This window comes from Brumicola blandensis (assembly GCF_031846165.1).
Lineage (GTDB): Bacteria > Pseudomonadota > Gammaproteobacteria > Enterobacterales > Alteromonadaceae > Glaciecola > Glaciecola blandensis.
Genome location: NZ_JAVRIE010000001.1, coordinates 541,945 through 561,460 on the forward strand (window position 1 = coordinate 541,945; position 19,516 = coordinate 561,460).

21 protein-coding genes are annotated in these 19,516 nt (G+C 42.1%); 16 read left to right on the forward strand and 5 right to left on the reverse strand.

The annotated features are described in order from the left end of the window. Nucleotides 1-124 precede the first annotated feature (124 nt). Nucleotides 125-3,016: a ribonuclease E gene (rne, locus tag RM544_RS02280; protein WP_311360711.1), complete on the reverse strand. Its 2,892-nt coding sequence runs from the start codon at nucleotides 3,014-3,016 to the stop codon at nucleotides 125-127. A 622-nt stretch (nucleotides 3,017-3,638) separates the two neighbouring features. On the opposite strand from rne, the gene rluC reads away from it, so the two are divergent. After that, nucleotides 3,639-4,586, forward strand: coding sequence for a 23S rRNA pseudouridine(955/2504/2580) synthase RluC (rluC, locus tag RM544_RS02285; protein WP_311360158.1), 948 nt, complete (start codon nucleotides 3,639-3,641; stop codon nucleotides 4,584-4,586). After that, nucleotides 4,576-5,217 (forward strand): HAD family hydrolase, encoded by a 642-nt coding sequence (locus RM544_RS02290; protein ID WP_311360159.1) that lies wholly within the window; start codon nucleotides 4,576-4,578, stop codon nucleotides 5,215-5,217. The genes rluC and RM544_RS02290 overlap by 11 nt, the downstream gene beginning before the upstream one ends. Nucleotides 5,218-5,242: 25 nt before the next feature. Here RM544_RS02290 and RM544_RS02295 read toward each other — a convergent pair whose 3' ends face one another. Continuing rightward, a complete protein-coding gene (locus RM544_RS02295; protein WP_311360160.1) occupies nucleotides 5,243-5,998 on the reverse strand; it encodes a Maf family protein in 756 nt (251 codons plus the stop codon). A 100-nt stretch (nucleotides 5,999-6,098) separates the two neighbouring features. Between RM544_RS02295 and yceD the strand changes: the two genes are divergently transcribed. The 14 genes from yceD (at nucleotide 6,099) to RM544_RS02365 (ending at nucleotide 17,301) form a co-directional block, all read left to right on the forward strand. After that, on the forward strand, nucleotides 6,099-6,620 hold the full coding sequence (gene yceD / locus RM544_RS02300) for a 23S rRNA accumulation protein YceD (protein ID WP_311360161.1): 522 nt from the start codon (nucleotides 6,099-6,101) through the stop codon (nucleotides 6,618-6,620). Between the two features lie 11 nt (nucleotides 6,621-6,631). Beyond that, entirely contained in the window at nucleotides 6,632-6,802 is a 171-nt protein-coding gene (gene rpmF, locus RM544_RS02305; protein ID WP_311360162.1) for a 50S ribosomal protein L32, read from the forward strand. Next, nucleotides 6,802-7,839 carry a phosphate acyltransferase PlsX gene (gene plsX, locus RM544_RS02310; RefSeq protein ID WP_409220041.1) on the forward strand — a complete coding sequence of 346 codons (1,038 nt, stop codon included), beginning with the start codon at nucleotides 6,802-6,804 and terminating at the stop codon, nucleotides 7,837-7,839. The genes rpmF and plsX overlap by 1 nt, the downstream gene beginning before the upstream one ends. 3 nt (nucleotides 7,840-7,842) lie before the next feature. Continuing rightward, a complete protein-coding gene (locus RM544_RS02315) occupies nucleotides 7,843-8,802 on the forward strand; it encodes a beta-ketoacyl-ACP synthase III (RefSeq protein WP_311360712.1) in 960 nt (319 codons plus the stop codon). A gap of 36 nt (nucleotides 8,803-8,838) precedes the next feature. Beyond that, complete coding sequence (gene fabD, locus RM544_RS02320) at nucleotides 8,839-9,765, forward strand: ACP S-malonyltransferase (RefSeq protein ID WP_311360164.1); 927 nt, start codon at nucleotides 8,839-8,841, stop codon at nucleotides 9,763-9,765. A 15-nt stretch (nucleotides 9,766-9,780) separates the two neighbouring features. Continuing rightward, entirely contained in the window at nucleotides 9,781-10,518 is a 738-nt protein-coding gene (gene fabG, locus RM544_RS02325) for a 3-oxoacyl-ACP reductase FabG (protein WP_311360165.1), read from the forward strand. A 189-nt stretch (nucleotides 10,519-10,707) separates the two neighbouring features. Next, the gene (gene acpP, locus RM544_RS02330) at nucleotides 10,708-10,947 is read left to right on the forward strand and encodes an acyl carrier protein (RefSeq protein ID WP_018981476.1); all 240 of its coding nucleotides are present in this window, start codon (nucleotides 10,708-10,710) and stop codon (nucleotides 10,945-10,947) included. A gap of 75 nt (nucleotides 10,948-11,022) precedes the next feature. Next, entirely contained in the window at nucleotides 11,023-12,267 is a 1,245-nt protein-coding gene (gene fabF / locus RM544_RS02335) for a beta-ketoacyl-ACP synthase II (RefSeq protein WP_311360166.1), read from the forward strand. 140 nt (nucleotides 12,268-12,407) lie between these two features. After that, entirely contained in the window at nucleotides 12,408-13,286 is an 879-nt protein-coding gene (gene pabC / locus RM544_RS02340; RefSeq protein ID WP_311360167.1) for an aminodeoxychorismate lyase, read from the forward strand. Further along, nucleotides 13,283-14,308 carry an endolytic transglycosylase MltG gene (mltG, locus tag RM544_RS02345; RefSeq protein WP_311360168.1) on the forward strand — a complete coding sequence of 342 codons (1,026 nt, stop codon included), beginning with the start codon at nucleotides 13,283-13,285 and terminating at the stop codon, nucleotides 14,306-14,308. The genes pabC and mltG overlap by 4 nt, the downstream gene beginning before the upstream one ends. Next, entirely contained in the window at nucleotides 14,308-14,958 is a 651-nt protein-coding gene (tmk, locus tag RM544_RS02350; RefSeq protein ID WP_311360169.1) for a dTMP kinase, read from the forward strand. Before mltG ends, tmk begins: the two co-directional genes overlap by 1 nt. Then, nucleotides 14,955-15,857, forward strand: coding sequence for a DNA polymerase III subunit delta' (gene holB / locus RM544_RS02355; protein ID WP_311360170.1), 903 nt, complete (start codon nucleotides 14,955-14,957; stop codon nucleotides 15,855-15,857). Before tmk ends, holB begins: the two co-directional genes overlap by 4 nt. A 14-nt stretch (nucleotides 15,858-15,871) precedes the next feature. Then, nucleotides 15,872-16,642 carry a TatD family hydrolase gene (locus tag RM544_RS02360; protein WP_311360171.1) on the forward strand — a complete coding sequence of 257 codons (771 nt, stop codon included), beginning with the start codon at nucleotides 15,872-15,874 and terminating at the stop codon, nucleotides 16,640-16,642. After that, nucleotides 16,639-17,301 (forward strand): pyridoxamine 5'-phosphate oxidase family protein, encoded by a 663-nt coding sequence (locus RM544_RS02365; RefSeq protein WP_311360172.1) that lies wholly within the window; start codon nucleotides 16,639-16,641, stop codon nucleotides 17,299-17,301. The genes RM544_RS02360 and RM544_RS02365 overlap by 4 nt, the downstream gene beginning before the upstream one ends. Here the strand turns inward: RM544_RS02365 and RM544_RS02370 are convergent. From RM544_RS02370 to msrP, 3 genes are all read right to left on the reverse strand, one after another. Continuing rightward, nucleotides 17,298-17,696 carry a hypothetical protein gene (locus tag RM544_RS02370; RefSeq protein WP_311360173.1) on the reverse strand — a complete coding sequence of 133 codons (399 nt, stop codon included), beginning with the start codon at nucleotides 17,694-17,696 and terminating at the stop codon, nucleotides 17,298-17,300. The two genes, RM544_RS02365 and RM544_RS02370, sit on opposite strands and share 4 nt — an antisense overlap. A gap of 180 nt (nucleotides 17,697-17,876) precedes the next feature. Then, nucleotides 17,877-18,473, reverse strand: coding sequence for a protein-methionine-sulfoxide reductase heme-binding subunit MsrQ (msrQ, locus tag RM544_RS02375; protein WP_311360174.1), 597 nt, complete (start codon nucleotides 18,471-18,473; stop codon nucleotides 17,877-17,879). Nucleotides 18,474-18,505: 32 nt separating this feature from the next. Next, the gene (gene msrP / locus RM544_RS02380) at nucleotides 18,506-19,516 is read right to left on the reverse strand and encodes a protein-methionine-sulfoxide reductase catalytic subunit MsrP (protein WP_311360175.1); all 1,011 of its coding nucleotides are present in this window, start codon (nucleotides 19,514-19,516) and stop codon (nucleotides 18,506-18,508) included.

Below are 19,516 nucleotides of genomic sequence, written 5' to 3' on the forward strand. Positions count from 1 at the left end.
GAGGTAAGTCGTTGGATTATGCCACATGATAAATACGAGAGTAAGAACCAAAAAAAACGGAGCGTCGAGCTCCGTTTTTATGGTTAGTATATTAACTGGCTACAAAGCCAATGCTAGGTTCAAATTAATCATCAACCTTTGCTGGGTTACTTGCTTCTGAACTAGCACTCGACTTTACGTTGCCTACAAGCGCTGTGCGTCCACCTAAGTCAAAAGAACCGCGCTGTTCGTCTGAGATAGCGTTAATCACTTCTCTTTCACTAGGTGCCTCAACCTTTTCTGGGTTGGTCATCGGATGTGAAGTCGACTTCAGTGGTGCTCTTACATAAGCTTCAAAAACGGTGGCTTTTATTGGCTCAGAGATAGGCGCTTCTTTTGCCTCAACCGCAGTACTGGTCTCAGTGTTTTCAATAACAGGGCTCTCAGGCGCTTTTTCTGTTTCAGTAGTTTGAGGAGCAACAACTTCGTCTACCTTGCCTGTTTCCTCAATATTTGATTCACCCAATTCGATTTCCGCTTGAACAGGCGCTTCAACTTCAGTTGCCACCTTGTCAGTTGGTGCCTCTGCGTCTGAAATAGCGTCTTTTGGCTCATCAAATTGAAGTTCATCCTGAACGACAGCTTCAGCATTTACTTCGGCGTTGTCAGACTTACTTTCTTTGTCTTTCTTACGCTTTTGACCAGCAGCTCTAACATGTCTTGGAGAACGTCTACCGCGACCTTTAGGCGCATCACCCTCAGCTCTTTCTTGCTCAGCATCTGCCTGCTTTGATTCCGCGTCTGTCTCGCTTGTTTTTGGTAACTCAGTGACAACGTCGCCTTGTGTCTGTTCAATAGCCTTTGTTACAGGCGCAGTGACAGCCGTGTCGACGCTTGCTGTTTCTGTGTTGCTTGTTTCAGGCTTCGCTTCTTTAGTTACTGGCGCTGTGACTTTTTCCTCAGTAGATGTTACTGGGGTTTCAGTCTTATTATCATCTGATACACGCACGTTACGTTTAGTATCACGGCGCTTTCTGCGTTCTGCAGGCGGCTTTCTTTTTGCCTGAGGCTTCGGCGCTTTTTGTGCATTGTCGTCTTGTTGATTCTGTTCTTCAACAGTCGACTCGCTCTTCGGATTGTTACGAGGGCTGTCATTACGATCATTCCTGCGTTTACGATTTCCTTGACGCTCATTCTTAGGTTTATCGGGACGCTCTTTGTTTTCAGTGCGCTCAGTGCGCTCAGCACCCTTGTCCTGACGAGGACCACGTTGATTGGTATTACGTCGTTTGTTGTTTCTATTACGATTGTTATTTCGACGTTGTGGTTTCGGTTCAGGTTTCTTTTCTTCCTCTACAAACAATGCTTTTAACCAAGCGATAACTTTAGTAACAATTGAATCTTCAGTTTTCTCTTTTGGTTTGCTTGGCGCAACTGTTGGTGCGGCTTGTGCTGGAGCGGACATACCTTGAAGCGCTGGTTCTTCACGTTTCACTACTTTCGGTGACGTCGTATCAGCAGCCGTTTGTGGTACTTCAGCTAACGCAATGTTGTAACTAATATCATCAATTTTGTCATCCGGACGACGCCTAACAATTTCGTAGTTAGGCGTTTCAAAGTTCGGATTAGGGATGATGAGTAATTCAACGTTATGTCGTTTCTCAACGCTATGAACCGCTTTGCGCTTCTCGTTGAGTAAATAAGTCGCCACATTAATAGGTAACTGCGCTTCAATTTGCCCAGTGTTATCTTTAATACTTTCTTCTTCAATGATTCTTAACACAGAAAGTGCGAGGGACTCAGTTCCTCGAACTGTACCGTGGCCACTACAACGAGGGCACACGTGATATGCAGACTCACCTAATGATGGACGCAAACGCTGGCGTGACATTTCTAACAAGCCAAAACGTGAAATGCGACCTAGTTGAATTCGGGCACGATCTGGTTTAACGGCATCTTTCATGCGGTTTTCAACTTCGCGTTGATGCTTCACTGGCGTCATATCGATAAAATCGATAACCACTAAACCACCTAAATCTCGCAATCGAAGTTGTCTTGCGATTTCATCTGCTGCCTCTAGGTTTGTATTGAAAGCTGTTTCTTCAATATCGCCACCTTTTGTTGCGCGTGCAGAGTTAATATCGATTGACGTAAGCGCTTCTGTAGGATCGATTACTATCGAGCCACCTGAAGGAAGACGTACTTCACGCTGGAAGGCAGACTCAATTTGGCTTTCAATCTGATAATGGCTGAACAATGGCACATCGCCTTTATACAACTTAACGCGATTGACGAAGTCAGGGCGCACTAGCTCAATGTGTGACAAAGCCTTTTCATAGATAGCTTGTTTATCAATAAGTATTTCGCCAATATCTCGACGTAAATAATCGCGTATCGCTCTGACGATAACATTACTTTCTTGATGGATAAGAAATGGAGCAGGGCGTGATTCAGCAGCTTTGGTGATATTTGACCAGTGATTAACTAGTACACCTAGGTCCCACTTTAATTCTTCATAAGATTTACCAACACCCGCTGTTCTTACAATTAAACCCATGTGATCAGGCAATTCAAGCTGATCCAATGCTTGCTTAAGTTCGGTTCTTTCACTTCCCTCAATACGACGAGAAATACCGCCTGCTCTAGGGTTGTTTGGCATGAGAACTAAATAGCTACCAGCTAGCGATATGAAAGTGGTTAAGGCTGCACCTTTCTGTCCACGTTCTTCTTTATCTACTTGAACGATAACTTGAGTGCCTTCCTTAACAACATCTTTGATGTTAGGACGGCCTTCTAGTTTATAGCCAGATGGGAAATATGTTTTTGCGATTTCTTTTAGAGGAAGGAATCCATGGCGGTCAGCCCCGTAGTCTACGAAAGCAGCTTCTAAGCTCGGTTCAACACGAGTGATGGTGCCTTTATAAATGTTTGCCTTTTTTTGTTCGTGACCTGGGCTTTCAATATCTAAATCGTAGAGTTTTTGGCCGTCTACTAGGGCTACGCGCAACTCTTCTTGTTGAGTTGCATTGATTAGCATTCTTTTCATTTGTATCTAACTCAGTGTAGGGAAAACCCTGTAGATACAGTTTCGAATTAACTGTTTTTCTGAGCCTCACGGCTGAGTATAAATTGTCCATTATTCTTAAAAGGAAATTACAAGTGATTGTTTATTATAATTTTTTAAACTTACACTGTACAAAAATATCCAACAACACGTGTAGGTCGATTTAGTCCTTGCTACAATTTTTCACTAATGATTTTTATCATTAATGTTAATTCAAATCTGTTCAACAGTTCGTTTTACCTGTTTAATTTATACCCTGTCGCATCTGTTTTTCGATGCAGTGCGTGTTTCTCGTAGCACTCTTTATCAAGGCTCACGTTTTCAATAATTGAATGATAAACGTTGTTAGTGGTGTTTTATCGCCGTTTACCGTTTATGGGTACAGCGCTTATTTGTCTGCTTCGCTATTCATTAATAGTCGAACATTGTTACACCGGCGCGCATTATTGCTTAATTACCACGGATAAACAAGCAAAACTATCCACACTGTCAAGTAAGGTGTGCGCTTTACTCGATAAAAATACAGAATTGTCAAAAAGAATTCAAAAGCATTGATTTGTCATTCATTTCTCAATAAGTTCTGTATAATGCGCGCATGACTGAAGAATATAATACCGTGCAACTCGTTGAAATCACGGATGACAACGAGCAGCAACGCATTGATAACTATCTCACTGGCAAACTCAAGGGTGTGCCGAAAAGCATGATCTACCGGATCGTGAGGAAAGGGGAAGTGAGAGTTAACAAGAAACGGGTGAAGCCTGAATATAAATTACGTTGCGGTGATATCGTGCGGATACCACCTGTCCGCACGTCAGTAAAAGAACAAAACAATGTAAATTTAAATCGAGTTGCGAATCTAGAGAGTCATATTATGTTCGAAGACGACCGCTTGATCGTGTTTAATAAACCGTCGGGCTTAGCTGTGCACGGCGGCAGTGGTTTAAACTTTGGCGTAATTGAGGGCTTGAGAGCTTTACGGCCTCAGCATCAATTTTTAGAATTGGTTCATCGAATAGATAGAGACACATCTGGCTGCCTATTAGTGGCTAAAAAACGCAGTGCGTTACGACATCTGCATGAACAATTAAGAACCAAACGAGTCGATAAGCGCTACCATGCTCTCGTAGCTGGTGACTGGCCACGTCATTGTTTCAAAGTGATAGCGCCTTTAAAAAAGAATATATTGAAAAGTGGAGAAAGATTGGTTTCTGTTGCGGATGATGGTAAGCCTTCAGAAACACGCTTTCGCATTCTACAATCGTTTAAGCAATGCACACTCATAGAAGCGAGTCCTATTACCGGGCGCACCCATCAAATTCGCGTGCATTGCCTACATGCCGGCCATCCCATTGCTATGGATAGTAAGTATGGGGATGAGGATTTCGATAGTCATTTAAAATCACTTAAGTTCAGACGTTTATTTTTACATGCCAAAAGCATTGCCTTTGACCACCCCTTGAATGACGAAAGAATGAAATTTGAGGCCGACTATGACAATGATTTGCTTAAGTTGATGGATACCTTGTCACATGAAGTTTAAATACATTATCTTCGATTGGGACGGCACAGTGATGGACTCTGCAGCTAAAATCGTCTCGTGTATGCAACAAGCAGCTGTATTAGGTGATATGCCTGTCCCTTCAAAAGAAGCGGTCGAACATATCATTGGTATTAGTTTACAACCCGCTATCAAACAGTTATTTGACGTTGACGATAAAAAAGCTGATGAGTTGAAAGAACATTATAAAACCGTTTTCATAAAGCAAGACACTACACCGTGTCCATTGTTCGCTCATGCTGAACCCACTTTAGATTTTTTAAGTAAACGAGCGCGCTTGGCTGTGGCGACTGGAAAAGCGAGAAGAGGTTTGGAAAGGGCGTTTGATGCAAGCACGACTCGACATTATTTTGAGCACTCTCGTTGCGCTGATGAAGCTGAGTCTAAACCCAGTTCAGATATGCTTATACAGATAATAGAGCAATGGCAGGTAAATGCAGGTGAAGTGTTGATGGTGGGTGACACCATTTACGACATGCAAATGGCTGAGAATATCGGTATGCCCAGAGTCGCTGTTTCTTATGGCGTCCACCATAGTGATGCGCTATCAGTTCACAAACCCTTGCGGATTATTGATTGTTTTTCTGAACTGCAAGAGTTTGTTTATATTTAGATAGTCACGGATAATCACAGAGTATTCATTTGCTCAATAGTGGATTGATACCTAAATCTCGTAATCGTTTTGACAGTGCAATCAACGGCAAACCAATAATTGTATTTGGGTCAGTGCTTTCCAGTTTTTCAAATAGTGCGATACCTAGACCTTCGGCCTTAAAGCTGCCAGCACAATCTAAAGGTAATTCTTGTTCAAGGTAGCTTCGAATTTCACGTTGACTCAAGTTTCTGAAGGTGACGTCGACGTAAGCTACTTCACAATACTTGTCGACCATGGCGCGGTTGCTTGCATCGATGGCACCAATACCAGAATCTATAATGCTCTGAAGTGGCGGTAAGCAACACAATCCAGTTAAAAACCGAACAGTTTTTCCAGAACAGGCCGTGAGTTGTTTTTCAGCGTTTGAAAGGGTGAGTGGTTTAGTGAGTAATCTGATATCCATTTGTTTAGACGAAAGAGTAGTTTGCTCTTCCTTTATAAAGGCAACTTGATCTGAAGCGATGATCAGGTGCTTTGGAAACTGTTTTTGTGCGCTCAAAGCTTTTTGAAAGCTCAAGCGTGTAACGACTTGCAATGGGCTTTCATTGACTCTTGGTGTTTCGTTTATGTTAGGTGAGTAACACTCGAAGCTTATATTCAGTTTGTTTAATAGTGATGCGCGATACTTGGACGAGGATGCCAGTAGAATTGGAGACTGACGCGACTGCATTGAGTTTTCTTCATTAGAATCGTTAGATTGAAGAGTGTTCGTTTTTGACACCCTGCTTGTATCAGACATTTAGTAAAACTCCGTTGTCGATAAAAAATGATAAAAAGTACCTAAGCGATTAGGTAATTTCTTTGACTATGCCTACGTAAACCTATATTATGCGCGCGCTATGGTCAAAGTGAAACTACCCCAACTAATCGATCCACAAAAAAGTGCGATGAAACGCTCTACTTATGTGGGTATTTATTCTACTGCTTTAATGGAGCGGTTTGTTGGATCAGTGGCGGCTTGCAGCGAAGAAGTATCGGTGGATGTTAAGTTTTCGAAAGACGCGCAGAGTCTTACTTACTTCCAGGGTACTGCAAATGCTCAGGTTGATTTACTTTGCCAGAGGTGTAACCATGAATTTCCTCATTCAATTTCTATTGAATATTGTTTCAGTCCTGTGCAGGGGCAAGAAGCTGAGGAAGAGTTACCAGAAGCTTACGAACCGGTAGAGGTCAATGACCACGGAGAAGTCGATTTACTTCAATTAATTGAAGACGAGTTGATTTTGTCTTTACCCATTGTGGCACTTCATGCAGAAGAAGATTGCCGCGTTGGTAAAGATGATATGACATTCGGAGTAATCGAACCGGAACAAGAGCGTAAAAACCCATTTGCGGTTTTAAAAGAGCTTAAGCGAGATTAGGAGTTTAACCTATGGCTGTACAAAAAAATAAGAAGACGCGTGCAAAACGTGGCACACGTCGTTCTCATGATGCATTAACAGGCGCAACTTTATCGGTTGATCAAACGTCTGGTGAAACACATCTACGTCACCATGTGACGGCGGATGGTTTTTACAAAGGCAAAAAAGTGATTGCTGATTAATTCGGCATTGCACATTGTCTAAGGTAAATATTGCATTAGATATCATGGGGGGCGATCTTGGCCCCCATGTTCTTTTAGATGCTGCAAAAAAATCACTCGAACATTATTCCGACTTGCATATCACACTATGCGGTCATTCTTCTGTATACCAATCCTTCATAAATACACTGTCCGGCGATCTGAAAGCACGCATCACACTCGAAGAATGTGATGAAGTTGTATCTATGAGTGATAAACCCACCACCGCTTTACGCCAAAAGAAACAATCCTCTATGCGTCGCGCAATAGATTTAGTTGAGCAAAGAAAGGCTGATGCCTGTGTCAGTTCGGGTAACACCGGTGCACTCATGGCGATGGCGTATTATGTGTTGAAAACCTTACCCGGAATTTCTAGACCCGCATTGATATCTTGGTTGCCTAAAGCCCAAGGTAAAAAGGTTCTATTACTAGACTTAGGTGCATCAGTGAATTGCGACGCGGAAGGCCTCTTCCAATATGCAGTGATGGGGTCGGTGTTCGCCAAACTGTGCGCCGGTGTCGAATCACCGAAGGTCGCATTATTGAATGTTGGTGAAGAAGACATTAAAGGTAACACTCTGGTGAAACATGCCGACCAGTTGCTGCGTGATAGTCAAAGTGTGGATTACATCGGTTATGTTGAAGGCGACCAAATATTTGCAGGTAAAGCTGATGTTGTTGTTACAGACGGTTTTACAGGTAATATCGCCTTAAAGTCTAGTGAAGGTATTGCAAAGCTCGTGATCGATGAGCTAAAACGCCTGACTACTGAAAATTTTACTGCTCGTTTACTGAGCAAACTTGCTCTCCCTTTTTTGAAAAAGCTCTATCAACGCATGAACCCCGACCAGTATAACGGCGCCAGTCTGATAGGATTGCGCGGAATCGTTGTAAAGAGTCACGGAAATGCAAACTCTGAAGCTAGTTTTTATGCAATTAAACAAGCTTATGAAGAAGCAAAAAATGCGGTTCCAGACAAAATAAAAACAAAAATAGAATCAGTCTTGATGGAGCATTAATTGATGTATTCACGGTTTATTGGAACGGGTAGTTATTACCCAAGTGATGTTCGCTCAAATGCGGACCTAGAGCAAATGGTAGACACTTCTGATGAGTGGATTACCGACCGCACAGGTATTAAAGAGCGCCGCATAATAGGTGAACATGAAACGGCAGCGACAATGGGAGCTGAAGCATCTTTTAAAGCCTTAGAAGCGGCAGGAATTGATGCCAAAGATTTGGATATGATTGTCTGTGCAACCACAAGCGGGCGTTATTCTCTTCCAAGTACGGCCTGCGAGATACAAAAAATACTGGGAGTTGATAATATTCCAGCGTTTGATATCGCCGCCGCTTGCGCTGGCTATTGCTATGCACTTAGTGTAGCTGATCAGTACATTAAGAGCGGTATGGCAAAACGGATATTAGTGATTGGAACAGATTGTTTGAGTCGATTGATAGATCCAGCTGACCGCTCTATGATCATTTTATTTGGTGACGGAGCTGGCGCAACAATCATTGAAGCGAGTGAAGAGCCGGGAATTCTTTCTACCCACATTAACGCGGCAGGCTCACATGGTGATCTGTTGTACGTAGGCAATCCCACTCGAGGTGATGAACAATCAGTCCACGAAAACTGGGGCGTCATGAGAGGGAACGAAGTGTTCAAAGTCGCGGTTACAAAGCTTAGCCAAATCGTCTTGGAGACTCTGGAAGCTAATAATCTTCAAAAATCAGACATTGACTGGTTAGTGCCACATCAGGCAAATTTCAGAATAATAAAAGCCACCGCTAAAAAGCTAGATATGTCGCTTGACCAGGTTGTCATGACATTGGAAAAGTACGGTAACACCTCGGCAGCAACAGTGCCAACTGCGCTTGATACAGCAATTCGTGATGGTCGTATTCAACGCGGCCAACATTTATTACTAGAGGCCTTCGGTGGCGGTTTTGCGTGGGCATCAGCCCTTGTTAAATATTAATAATAAAAAGATTTAAACGCTTTTATAGGAAACAATATGACAAAGTTAGCTTGCGTGTTCCCTGGTCAGGGCTCACAGTCCGTCGGCATGTTGAACACATTGGCAGAGCACGCTTTTAGTGTTCAAGAAACGTTTGCTGAAGCATCTGAAGCCTTGAACTACGACTTGTGGAAGTTAGTTCAAGAAGACGACGGAACTCAATTAAACCAAACTCACATTACACAGCCAGCCTTGTTAACAGCAAGTGTGGCAGCTTGGCGTGTTTTGCAAGCGGAAAAGAATCTTCAGGTTGATTATCTTGCCGGCCACAGTTTAGGTGAATATAGCGCGTTAACTTGTGCAGGTGTGTTGAATCTAAGCGATGCCGTTACATTGGTTCAAGCTCGTGGCGAATTTATGCAACAAGCGGTTCCTGCAGGTGTAGGTGCAATGTATGCAATCATTGGTTTAGACGACGCAAAGATAATGCAAATCTGTCAAGAAGTGTCTGAAGAAACCGCTCAGGTTGTATCTGCAGTAAATTTCAATAGTCCCGGACAAGTCGTGATTGCAGGCCATGCAGAAGCGGCAGAAAAAGCAGGCTTATTATGCAAGGAAGCGGGTGCGAAACGAGCGTTACCACTCGCTGTGAGCGTACCGTCTCATTGTGCCTTAATGAAACCCGCAGCTGAAAAGTTGGCTACATTGCTTGAAGACGTTTCATTTAATACGCCAAATATCAGTGTTATTAACAATGTCGATGTGAGTATTGAAACTGATGCGGGTCTTATAAAAGATGCGTTATTACGCCAATTGTATATGCCAGTGAGATGGACTGAATCTGTCTTAGCTTTGAGTGATTTAGGCGTGGATAAAATGATAGAAGTTGGTCCAGGCAAAGTGTTATCTGGGCTAAACAAGCGAATCAACAAATCGCTTAGTTTGGCGAATTTTTCTCAGCCAAGTGATTTTGAAAATATTTAAGCAACGGGAAGATTTATGTCAAATTTAGATGGAAAGGTTGCCTTAGTGACTGGAGCGAGTCGAGGCATTGGTAAAGCAATTGCTGAAGACTTGATGGCGAAAGGCGCAAAGGTAATTGGTACAGCAACAAGTGAGAAGGGTGCAGAAGCCATTAGTGCTTATATTGGTGCACAAGGCACGGGCAAAGTATTAAATGTCACTGACGATGAATCAATGACTACTCTGTTGTCTCAAATCAACGATGAGTTTGGCAGTATCGATATACTCGTCAACAATGCTGGCATTACTCGCGATAATCTGTTGATGCGAATGAAAGATGACGAGTGGAATGATATTATTCAAACCAACTTGACCTCGGTTTTTAAATTATCAAAAGCAGTTCTTCGCGGCATGATGAAAAAGAAACATGGTCGTATTGTTAACATCGGTTCTGTTGTTGGTTCTTCTGGTAACGCAGGACAGGCAAATTACGCTGCAGCTAAAGCGGCAGTGATTGGTTTTTCTAAATCAATGGCAAGAGAAATAGCATCAAGAGGAATTACTGTAAATGTCGTTTCTCCGGGGTTTATCGATACGGACATGACTAAAGGTCTGACCGATGAGCAAAAACAGGCTATTTTCAAGGACATACCTGCTAATAGGCTGGGTGACCCTAAAGAAATAGCGTCAACTGTTGGATTTTTGGTCAGTAATGAGGCAGGATATATTACCGGCGAAACAATTCATGTTAATGGCGGCATGTATATGTCGTAATTGCTTAGCCTTTGAAAATAAAGGTATTAAAGCAATTTATTATAGAGAAAAGTTGTTTTGTAGGAAAATCCAGTGATAAAATTGTGGTTTGACCACAGCATTTATTGCGGGAATATCTTGCAAGCACTGAGGTAGGGAAATAAACTACCGTCGGAATTTTTAAAAGGTACGTAAAGGAAACCTGAAATTATGAGTAACATCGAAGAACGCGTAAAAAAAATCATTGTTGAACAACTAGGCGTAAAAGAAGAAGAAGTAAAATCTGAAGCCTCTTTTGTAGATGATTTAGGTGCAGATTCTTTAGACACTGTAGAGCTAGTAATGGCTTTAGAGGAAGAATTTGATACAGAGATCCCAGATGAAGAAGCAGAAAAAATTACAACAGTTCAATCTGCTATTGATTACATCAACGCTAACAAAGACGCGTAATTGAATCTTTAGAAAAACGGCTCTTTACGAGCCGTTTTTTTATTTGTGAGCAATAATTTTAGTACGGAGGCTATTGTGGCTAAACGTCGCGTAGTGGTTACTGGTATTGGAATGCTGTCTCCACTGGGTAATAATGTTAATTCCACTTGGGAAAACATATTAGCCGGGAAGAGTGGTATTTCTGACATAACACGTTTTGATGCAACAAACTTTTCAACCCGCTTTGCTGGTGAGGTTAAAGATTTTAACCCCGAAGAGTTTATTCCTCGCAAAGAAACAAAAAAAATGGATCGTTTTATCCAGTTTGGTATCGTCGCAGGCTTACAAGCATTGCGTGATGCAAACATCAACATCGATGAACTTGATGCTGAAAGAATCGGTGTATCGATTGGTTCAGGAATTGGCGGTTTGGAATTAATCGAAGAGAACCACAGTAAGCTGATTAACAGCGGACCAAGACGGGTTTCTCCATTTTTCGTTCCTTCTACTATTACGAATATGATTTCAGGCTTTATTTCCATTATGGAAGGCTTGAAAGGGCCAAACCTTAATGTGGTGACAGCGTGTACAACCGGTGTTCATAACATAGGTATCGCGGCTAGAACGATTGCATATGGTGATGCTGACGGTATGTTAGCAGGCGGCGCTGAAGCGGCTATTACGCCTCTTTCTATCGCTGGTTTTGGTGCAGCAAGGGCCTTGTCTACAAATAATGACAATGTTCAAGAGGCAAGCCGCCCATGGGATAGTGCTAGAGATGGATTTGTTATGGGCGAAGGTGCCGGGGTTGTCATGCTCGAAGAGTACGAACACGCTGTTGCTCGCGGTGCTAAAATCTATGCAGAGCTAGTTGGTTTTGGTATGAGTGGTGATGCTTACCACATGACTTCACCCCCAGAAAATGGTGAAGGCGCTGCCGCAGCGATGAAGAATGCGCTGAAGGACGCTAATATTGATGCTAGTAAAGTGGGCTATGTTAATGCTCATGGTACTTCAACACCGGCGGGCGACGTAGCAGAGGTCAGTGCTGTTAAGAGTATTTTTGGTGAGGCAGCCAAAACGGTGAAAGTCAGCTCTACAAAATCAATGACTGGACATTTACTGGGTGCAGCAGGTTCTGTCGAAGCGATCTTTACGATTCTTGCTTTGCGCGATGAAATGGCGCCGCCAACAATTAACTTGGATAATCCTGGTGAAGGTTGTGACTTAGACTTTGTCGCCAATGGTGCAGCTAAATTTACAGAAGACTATGCACTATGCAACTCTTTCGGTTTTGGTGGTACCAACGGTTCATTGTTATTTAAGAAGTGGAAAGACTAAGTGCCGTCGACTAGCGATTGCGACATGTAACTTTGCAATCCTATCATTAAGAAAAAAAAAGCCACTTTCAGTGGCTTTTTTTATGTGAAAACTTACACTAAGCATATGAACCCCATTAAAATTTTATCTTAAGTTTATACATGACGACTTTGCTCAACTTTATCGTGAATGAGGATCTTGCCCATAACGATAGAGCCCTCAATTACGGTGATGGATGCTTCACTACGATAAGGTGCTATAAAGGACAAGCTGAACTCTTGGGCTTGCATGCTGCTCGTTTGTATAATGATGCTAAACGACTCTCTATGTTTTGTGAAACTGAGGGGCTAACAGCAAATGATTTTCGACTATTGGTAAGCCATGGTGCCCAGAATAATTTTAGTAAGACAGACCATGACTATTATGTCACTAAAATCTTAATTTCTAGGGGGAATGGAAATAGAGGCTATGCACCAGATGACCCCTCGGTGCCAACAATCATTATTTCGCATCATCATTTGGCTGACACTAAACGGTCTCCAATGCACATTGGGATCAGTGATGTTTCTCTCTCTCAACAGCGGCTGTTGGCAGGCATAAAACATTTAAATCGCCTCGAACAGGTCCTTGCGAAGCTTCATTTGAAAAAGCAGAGAGGGTGGGATGATGCATTAATGCTCGACGAGCAGAAACGTGTCATTGAATTAACCGCTGCTAATGTGTTTTTTAAAGTGGGCGACGTTTGGTATACACCTGAATTGACAAAGTGTGGTGTGAGTGGCGTGATGAGAACCTGTATTTTTGAGTATTTAGATGAACAGAGCATCGCTTACAAAGTGGGTGACTATCACTTGTCGTTTTTAGCAACAGCTAGCGCTGCGTTTTGTTGCAATGCGCTCAGTCATCTTAGAATAATTCAGTCCCTTGAGTATTTAGAAAATATAATTGAGTTCGACACGGCAGAGTCAGAAAAGCTCTCCATTCAAATAGACCAATTCATCTCGCTTGACCTTGAAGAGCAGTGTAAGGAAAACACTTGAAAATAAAAAAACGATTTATAGCTTTATCTTTGTTTATTTCTAGTGTGCTTGCCGTCTATGTTGGGTACGCGCATGTAAAGAATTTTGGATTCCAATATCAAATTCTTAAAGATGATATGACAATGAGTATTTCAAAAGGACAAACAGCTCATTCCTTACTTTCTGTGTTACAAAACGAAACGCAATTCGACAGCATACTCGTTGCTAAGTTCTGGCTAAAGTTGAACCCTCAATATAGTCAAATTAAAAAGGGCTATTATTCATTCGAAAAGGGCGAAAGTCTTGAGGATGTTTTTACCAAAATCTCTAAGGGATTAGTTGCTCAGTTTTCAGTGACGCTAATAGAAGGGCTCACCTTAACGCAATGGTTAGAAACACTGGCTACGAACGAGTACCTCGTTAATGATATTGAAAATGTAGATAACTTGTATGACACAATTGTTGTCGATGAAAACTCATTCTGTGCGAATAAGTACCGATCCCTTGAAGGGTGTTTGCTTGCTAATACTTATTTCTTTGAACGAGAGACAAAAGCAAGTGAGGTAATCAAGCGCTCCTTTGTCGAAATGCAAAAACTATTGAATGACGCTTGGACGAAGCGCTTTCTAGATACGCATTATCAAAACCCTTATGAGCTCCTTATAATGGCCTCGATTATAGAGAAAGAAACAGCGGTACCAAGTGAGCGAGGAATTATTGCTGGCGTTTTCGACAATCGGCTTGGAAAAAACATGCGTTTACAGACAGATCCAACCGTGATCTATGGTATTAAAGACTTTGATGGTAATATTACACGTAAGCATTTACGTGAAAAAACACCGTACAATACATATGTTATTCGAGGTCTGCCAATTACGCCTATAGCGATGGCAGGACCAGATTCCATTTACGCAGCAGCACAACCTGAGTTAACAGACGCGATTTATTTTGTCGCAAAAGGGGATGGCACTCATCACTTTTCTGAAACCTTAGCTGAGCACAATGCAGCGGTTCGAAAATATCAGTTAAATAAAGGAAAGTGATGACGCCATCATTTATTGTTGTCGAAGGTTTAGAGGGCGCAGGAAAGAGCTCTGTGATAGCTCTCATACAATCATTTCTTGAACAAAAAGGTCACTCAGTGACTTGTACTCGAGAACCAGGCGGTACGCCAATGGCTGAAGCGATCAGAGAGTGTGTTAAACATGATTGGGACGAATTTGTAACGCAAGAAACAGAATTGTTACTCATGTATGCAGCGCGCAGTCAACTCGTTCAGAACGTCGTTCAACCTGCATTAGAGCGCGGTGATTGGGTGATTGGTGATCGTCATGATATGTCATCAAAAGCATATCAAGGCGGGGGCCGAGGAGTACCCTTAAGCGACCTCGAGGCACTTAAACAAATTACTATTGGGCAGTTTGAACCAGACCTTGTTTTGTATCTTGACGTTGAACCCAGTGTAGGACTAGAGCGTGCGCGTGGACGAGGCGAATTAGATAGAATCGAACTGTCTGGAATACAGTTTTTTGAGAAAGCCCGTGCGATGTATAAGCAATTGGTTGCAGAAAGCACCAAAGCGATTGAGATAAGTGCTATGCAAGCAATGGATGAAGTGCAAGCCGAGGTTATTCGCAACTTAAATGAATGGTATTTGCGCATGGCTTCTGAGACAAAGGTGGGGATGGGATGATTTATCCTTGGTTACACCGCACCTTCGGACAGTTAATTTCCCGGTATGATGCAGGTACATTGCATCACGGCATACTTTTTATGGGTGCAAAATCACTTGGTAAGACAGAACTGTGTGAATCTTTAGCCGCGAGTCTGTTATGCCAAACAAAACCAAGAAGTGACGCTGGCGCATGCGGAAACTGTAAGTCCTGTTTATTGTTATCAGCGGGGTCACATCCTGATTTGAACATTGTTATTCCTGAAAAGACTCAGATTGGTATTGACCAAGTGCGTTCAGCCATTGCTAAGTTAAATCAAACGGCTCAACTCAGCGGTAACAAAGTCCTCGTCATTCCTAACATTGAATTAATGAGTGAGTCGGCAAGTAACTCATTGCTGAAAACACTTGAAGAACCGACGGCGAATACATATTTGCTGTTAACGAGTAATGAAGCACAAAAGCTACTACCGACGGTGCTTAGTCGCTGTGAAAAAATTACGATTGCAGCGCCGAGTTACCAAGAAAGTGCTTCTTGGCTGAAAACCCAAGACCTTGAAATCCCGTCGCAGGAAGCGATGCTAGCGAATGCAAATTCTCCTCTACGTTATCTTGCATCATTGTCAGATGACTCGCAGTTTAACTTCAGTGATTTTGAAAAGGCGCTTGGACACCTTAAAAGTGGCCAGGAGAGTCCAAGTCGACTTGCTGAAGTATGGAAAGCTGAGGCTAGCAATATGAGTAACTGGCTGGCGCAATACTTCTTGAATGAGTATAAAACCAAGCAAGACGAGAAGCTATTTAATAGTTACCAGAGCTGCCTAGAGACGGTGAAGTTGCTGTCGCACCCTGGCATAAATAAATCCCTATTACTGTTTGATTTGTTAACTCAAGCTCAAGCGGTACAAAAACAAATTTAACTTGGAGTATATTCTTGTTCGTTGATTCACATTGTCACCTAGATCGTTTGAAAAAGTCAGAGTCTGAACTGATTGATGTTGTAGCAGCTGCAGAAAAGAGGCGTGTTGAACATATGCTTTGTGTCGCAGTATCTGTGAAAGAATTTGAAGATATGCGGAATAGAGTGAAGGGCTTCGATAATGTATCAATGTCTTGCGGTGTGCATCCTCTACATAACGAAGACGTTTGCTCTTTTGACGAGCTGCTAAGCCATGTTTCGCGAGACGATGTCGTTGCTGTGGGTGAGACTGGTTTGGACTATTTTTATAGTGCCGAGACCAGAGATGTACAAAAAGCTTCTTTTGTTGACCATATCATTGCCGCAAACAAAGTGAAAAAGCCACTGATAATACACACAAGAGATGCTAGGGAAGATACTATATCCTTACTGAAAGAACATAAAGAAGCGCATACCACTGGTGTTTTGCACTGTTTTACGGAATCTCTAGAGATGGCACAGGAAGCGATGGAACTGGGTTTCTATATTAGTATTTCAGGTATCGTAACGTTTTCTTCAGCCAGTGAACTAAGGGAGACCGTGAAACAAATTCCTTTGAATAGACTACTTATTGAAACCGATAGCCCATGGCTTGCTCCTGTACCACACAGGGGAAAAGAGAATGAGCCAGCGAATGTAGTCGATGTTGCTTACTTTATTGCTGAACTAAAGGGGATAACGGTCGCTGAATTAGCTAAAGCTACGACTGAAAACTTCTATACATTGTTTTCACATATCAACAAATGAACACACAATTATTTCCGCCTTGGCGTCAGCGTTTAGTTAGAAGCCTCCATCTGAACAGGAGTCAGCCGCAATCGCGTTATTATCAAGTCGCAACTGTCGATGGCAGTGGCTTACCCAAAAATAGAACCATGGTGTTTAGAGGCTTTGAGGATGGTAATGATAACTTGTTGTCGATTACAGATAGACGCAGTGAAAAAATTATCGATTGGCAAGAGCAAGAGAACAAGACTTTTGAGTTGTGCTGGTACTTCGCTAAAAGTCGCGAGCAATATCGAGTGTCAGGTAGGGCTAAATTACTCTTTGCTAGCGATTTACCTAAATATACGGCGGGTGAAGCGGAAAATAGTCAGCTGATCAAAACATGGATTGAATTATCGCAAAACGCCCAACAAGCGTTTTATTTAGACACTCCGAAAACACCCTTTTGTGATAATTCCGAAATATCTGATATTCAAGGTAGTGACAACAACAAATTATCGACGAATATCAAAAAAACGAATATCAATAATGCAGAAGTCATTCGCAATATCAGTGAAAATTTTGTACTTGTTTCTTTCATTGCGGAGTCCGTTGATTATTTGAATTTAAGAGCAACACCACATGAGCGCCTGCTATCGGACAAGTCTCAATCTTGGCAAGAGCGTAAGGTTTTCGCTTAAGCTTTCTCTAAAGAAAGCATTTGTTTGCGATTAAATGTTTCTTTATCACCTATGAAAACTAAGTCGGTGCCACTAAACAAGGCCATTTCTTTTAAGAACGCTATTTGGTTCAAGGAGAATTGCGCGTCTGTGTGGATGATTCGACAAGTTTTTGCAAATAATAACTTTTCGATAATATCAAAAGCGTTAAATGAGGCCGTAGGTGACAACTGAAGTACAAGTTCTTCGGCAGACACCAATTGAGTTTTATCAGATACGTGTGCAACCCAACGTTTGAGTGGGAGATGCGCTCTAACTGAATTGTGTGCCAACTTAGTTGTTGGCAGGCTAGACAGTGAAGCAAAATGCATTGGCATTAGCGCTTGTGTAGACAGTTCGACGTTGTTAATACTCATATTAGTGCTCCTAATTAAAGGACAGATTTCAGAAGTGATAAACTCTTTTTAGCCAACGGAAAAAGCTTGATGTTGTGCTTCTATGAAGATATCAGGGTTCGTTCAATCTATTCTTATAGCTGTGTTCTTATCCATGTTGTATGGATATACAGTAGTACTGTATAAATAAACATGCAAGCACTAATTGAAAATATTTTTGATTTTTTTTCGTTTCATAATCATTAAGGACAGCACTATAGCGATATAAATAGCGGGCTCCATCCAAGATGACTTCACCAACCATAAATAATGTATGCACCCCAATATAACCGCTAGATAAGTCAAATTATGTAATTTTTGCCATGATTTCCCCATTTTTCTTTTTATATAAGGAAAACTGGTGAAAGCGAGTGAACTGAGTATGATAAACCCAGTAAAGCCAACGGTGATATAGGGGCGGTCAATAATTTCAGCAGCAATTAAACGAAACTCGAATTGCAATTCAAACGCAATAAATACGATGAAGTGAGCGAGTACATAAACCGCCGAGTAGACCCCAAGAGGGCGCCGAAAAACCATGACTTGCGCAAACTTTAGGTGTTGCGCAACAAGACTCACAACTAAGCTTGCAACAAGTAGGTTTAAGGCACCAATACCGGTAAAATCCAATAAATATTGCACTGGATCCCCAGGTAGTTGAGCGGTAAATCCGGCATAGAAAATCCACGTTAGCCAAATGAGTGTAATTAAGTGAAGGCTAAACTGAATAGCTTTTATTACTGCTGTATTAACTCGCATTGGCTTCATATTAAAATACGACGAAAACGACACTAATAATACTTACGCAAATTCATGCCAGCGTAGAGAGGTGCAACTTCGTCATAACCATTAAACGGTAGAGTATCAATACGATCTTGAGCGAGTAAACCGCCTCCTGTGATCCTTCTTTCCCGAGCCTGTGACCAACGAGGGTGGTCGACCTTCGGGTTGACGTTTGCGTAAAAGCCATATTCGTTTGGTGCAAGGATATTCCAAGTTGTAGGCGGCTCTTTGTCAGTGAGTGTAATTTTGACAATTGATTTAATACTTTTAAAACCATACTTCCATGGCACGACTAATCGAATTGGCGCACCATTTTGGGCGGGTAATGTTTTACCATACATGCCGACACTCAATAAACTCAGCTGCTGCATCGCTTCATCTATCCGCAGTCCTTCAACGTATGGGTAATCAACACCACCGCCAGTAAAGCGACTGCGCTGTCCTGGCATCTGTTTAGGATCGTATAAGGTTTGAAAAGCGACATACTTTGCGCTTGAGAGCGGGTCCGCTTGTTTTATCAGCTCAGCTAAAGAAAAACCAACCCAAGGGATCACCATTGACCATGCTTCGACGCAACGTAGCCGGTAGATGCGCTCTTCAAGGTCAAAGCGTGAATATAAATCCTCTAAGTTTAACTTCTGTGGTTTATTAACTAAGCCGTCAACAGTTAAACTCCATGGATCTACTTTAAAACCTTGCGCACGCTTTACTGGATCGCCTTTACCGGTGCCAAATTCATAAAAATTATTATAACTAGTCGCTCTTTCTTCAGGTGTTAATATTTGCGAATCAGGGCCACTTTTCTTGAAGGATAGAGGAGACGTTTTAAAAACCGGGTCATCGTCACTCGAGAACCAATCGAATGGACCCGCGTTAGCGTTGAATGCATTGCCTGCTAGCAGAGAACCTGCACCAATGTAACCCAGTTTCTTCAAGATTTCTCGACGCTGCAGGTACACCTTTTCGTCGGTTACATCACTTTCTGTGAGGTCGTGTTTTTTTCGAAATTTGAATATCAT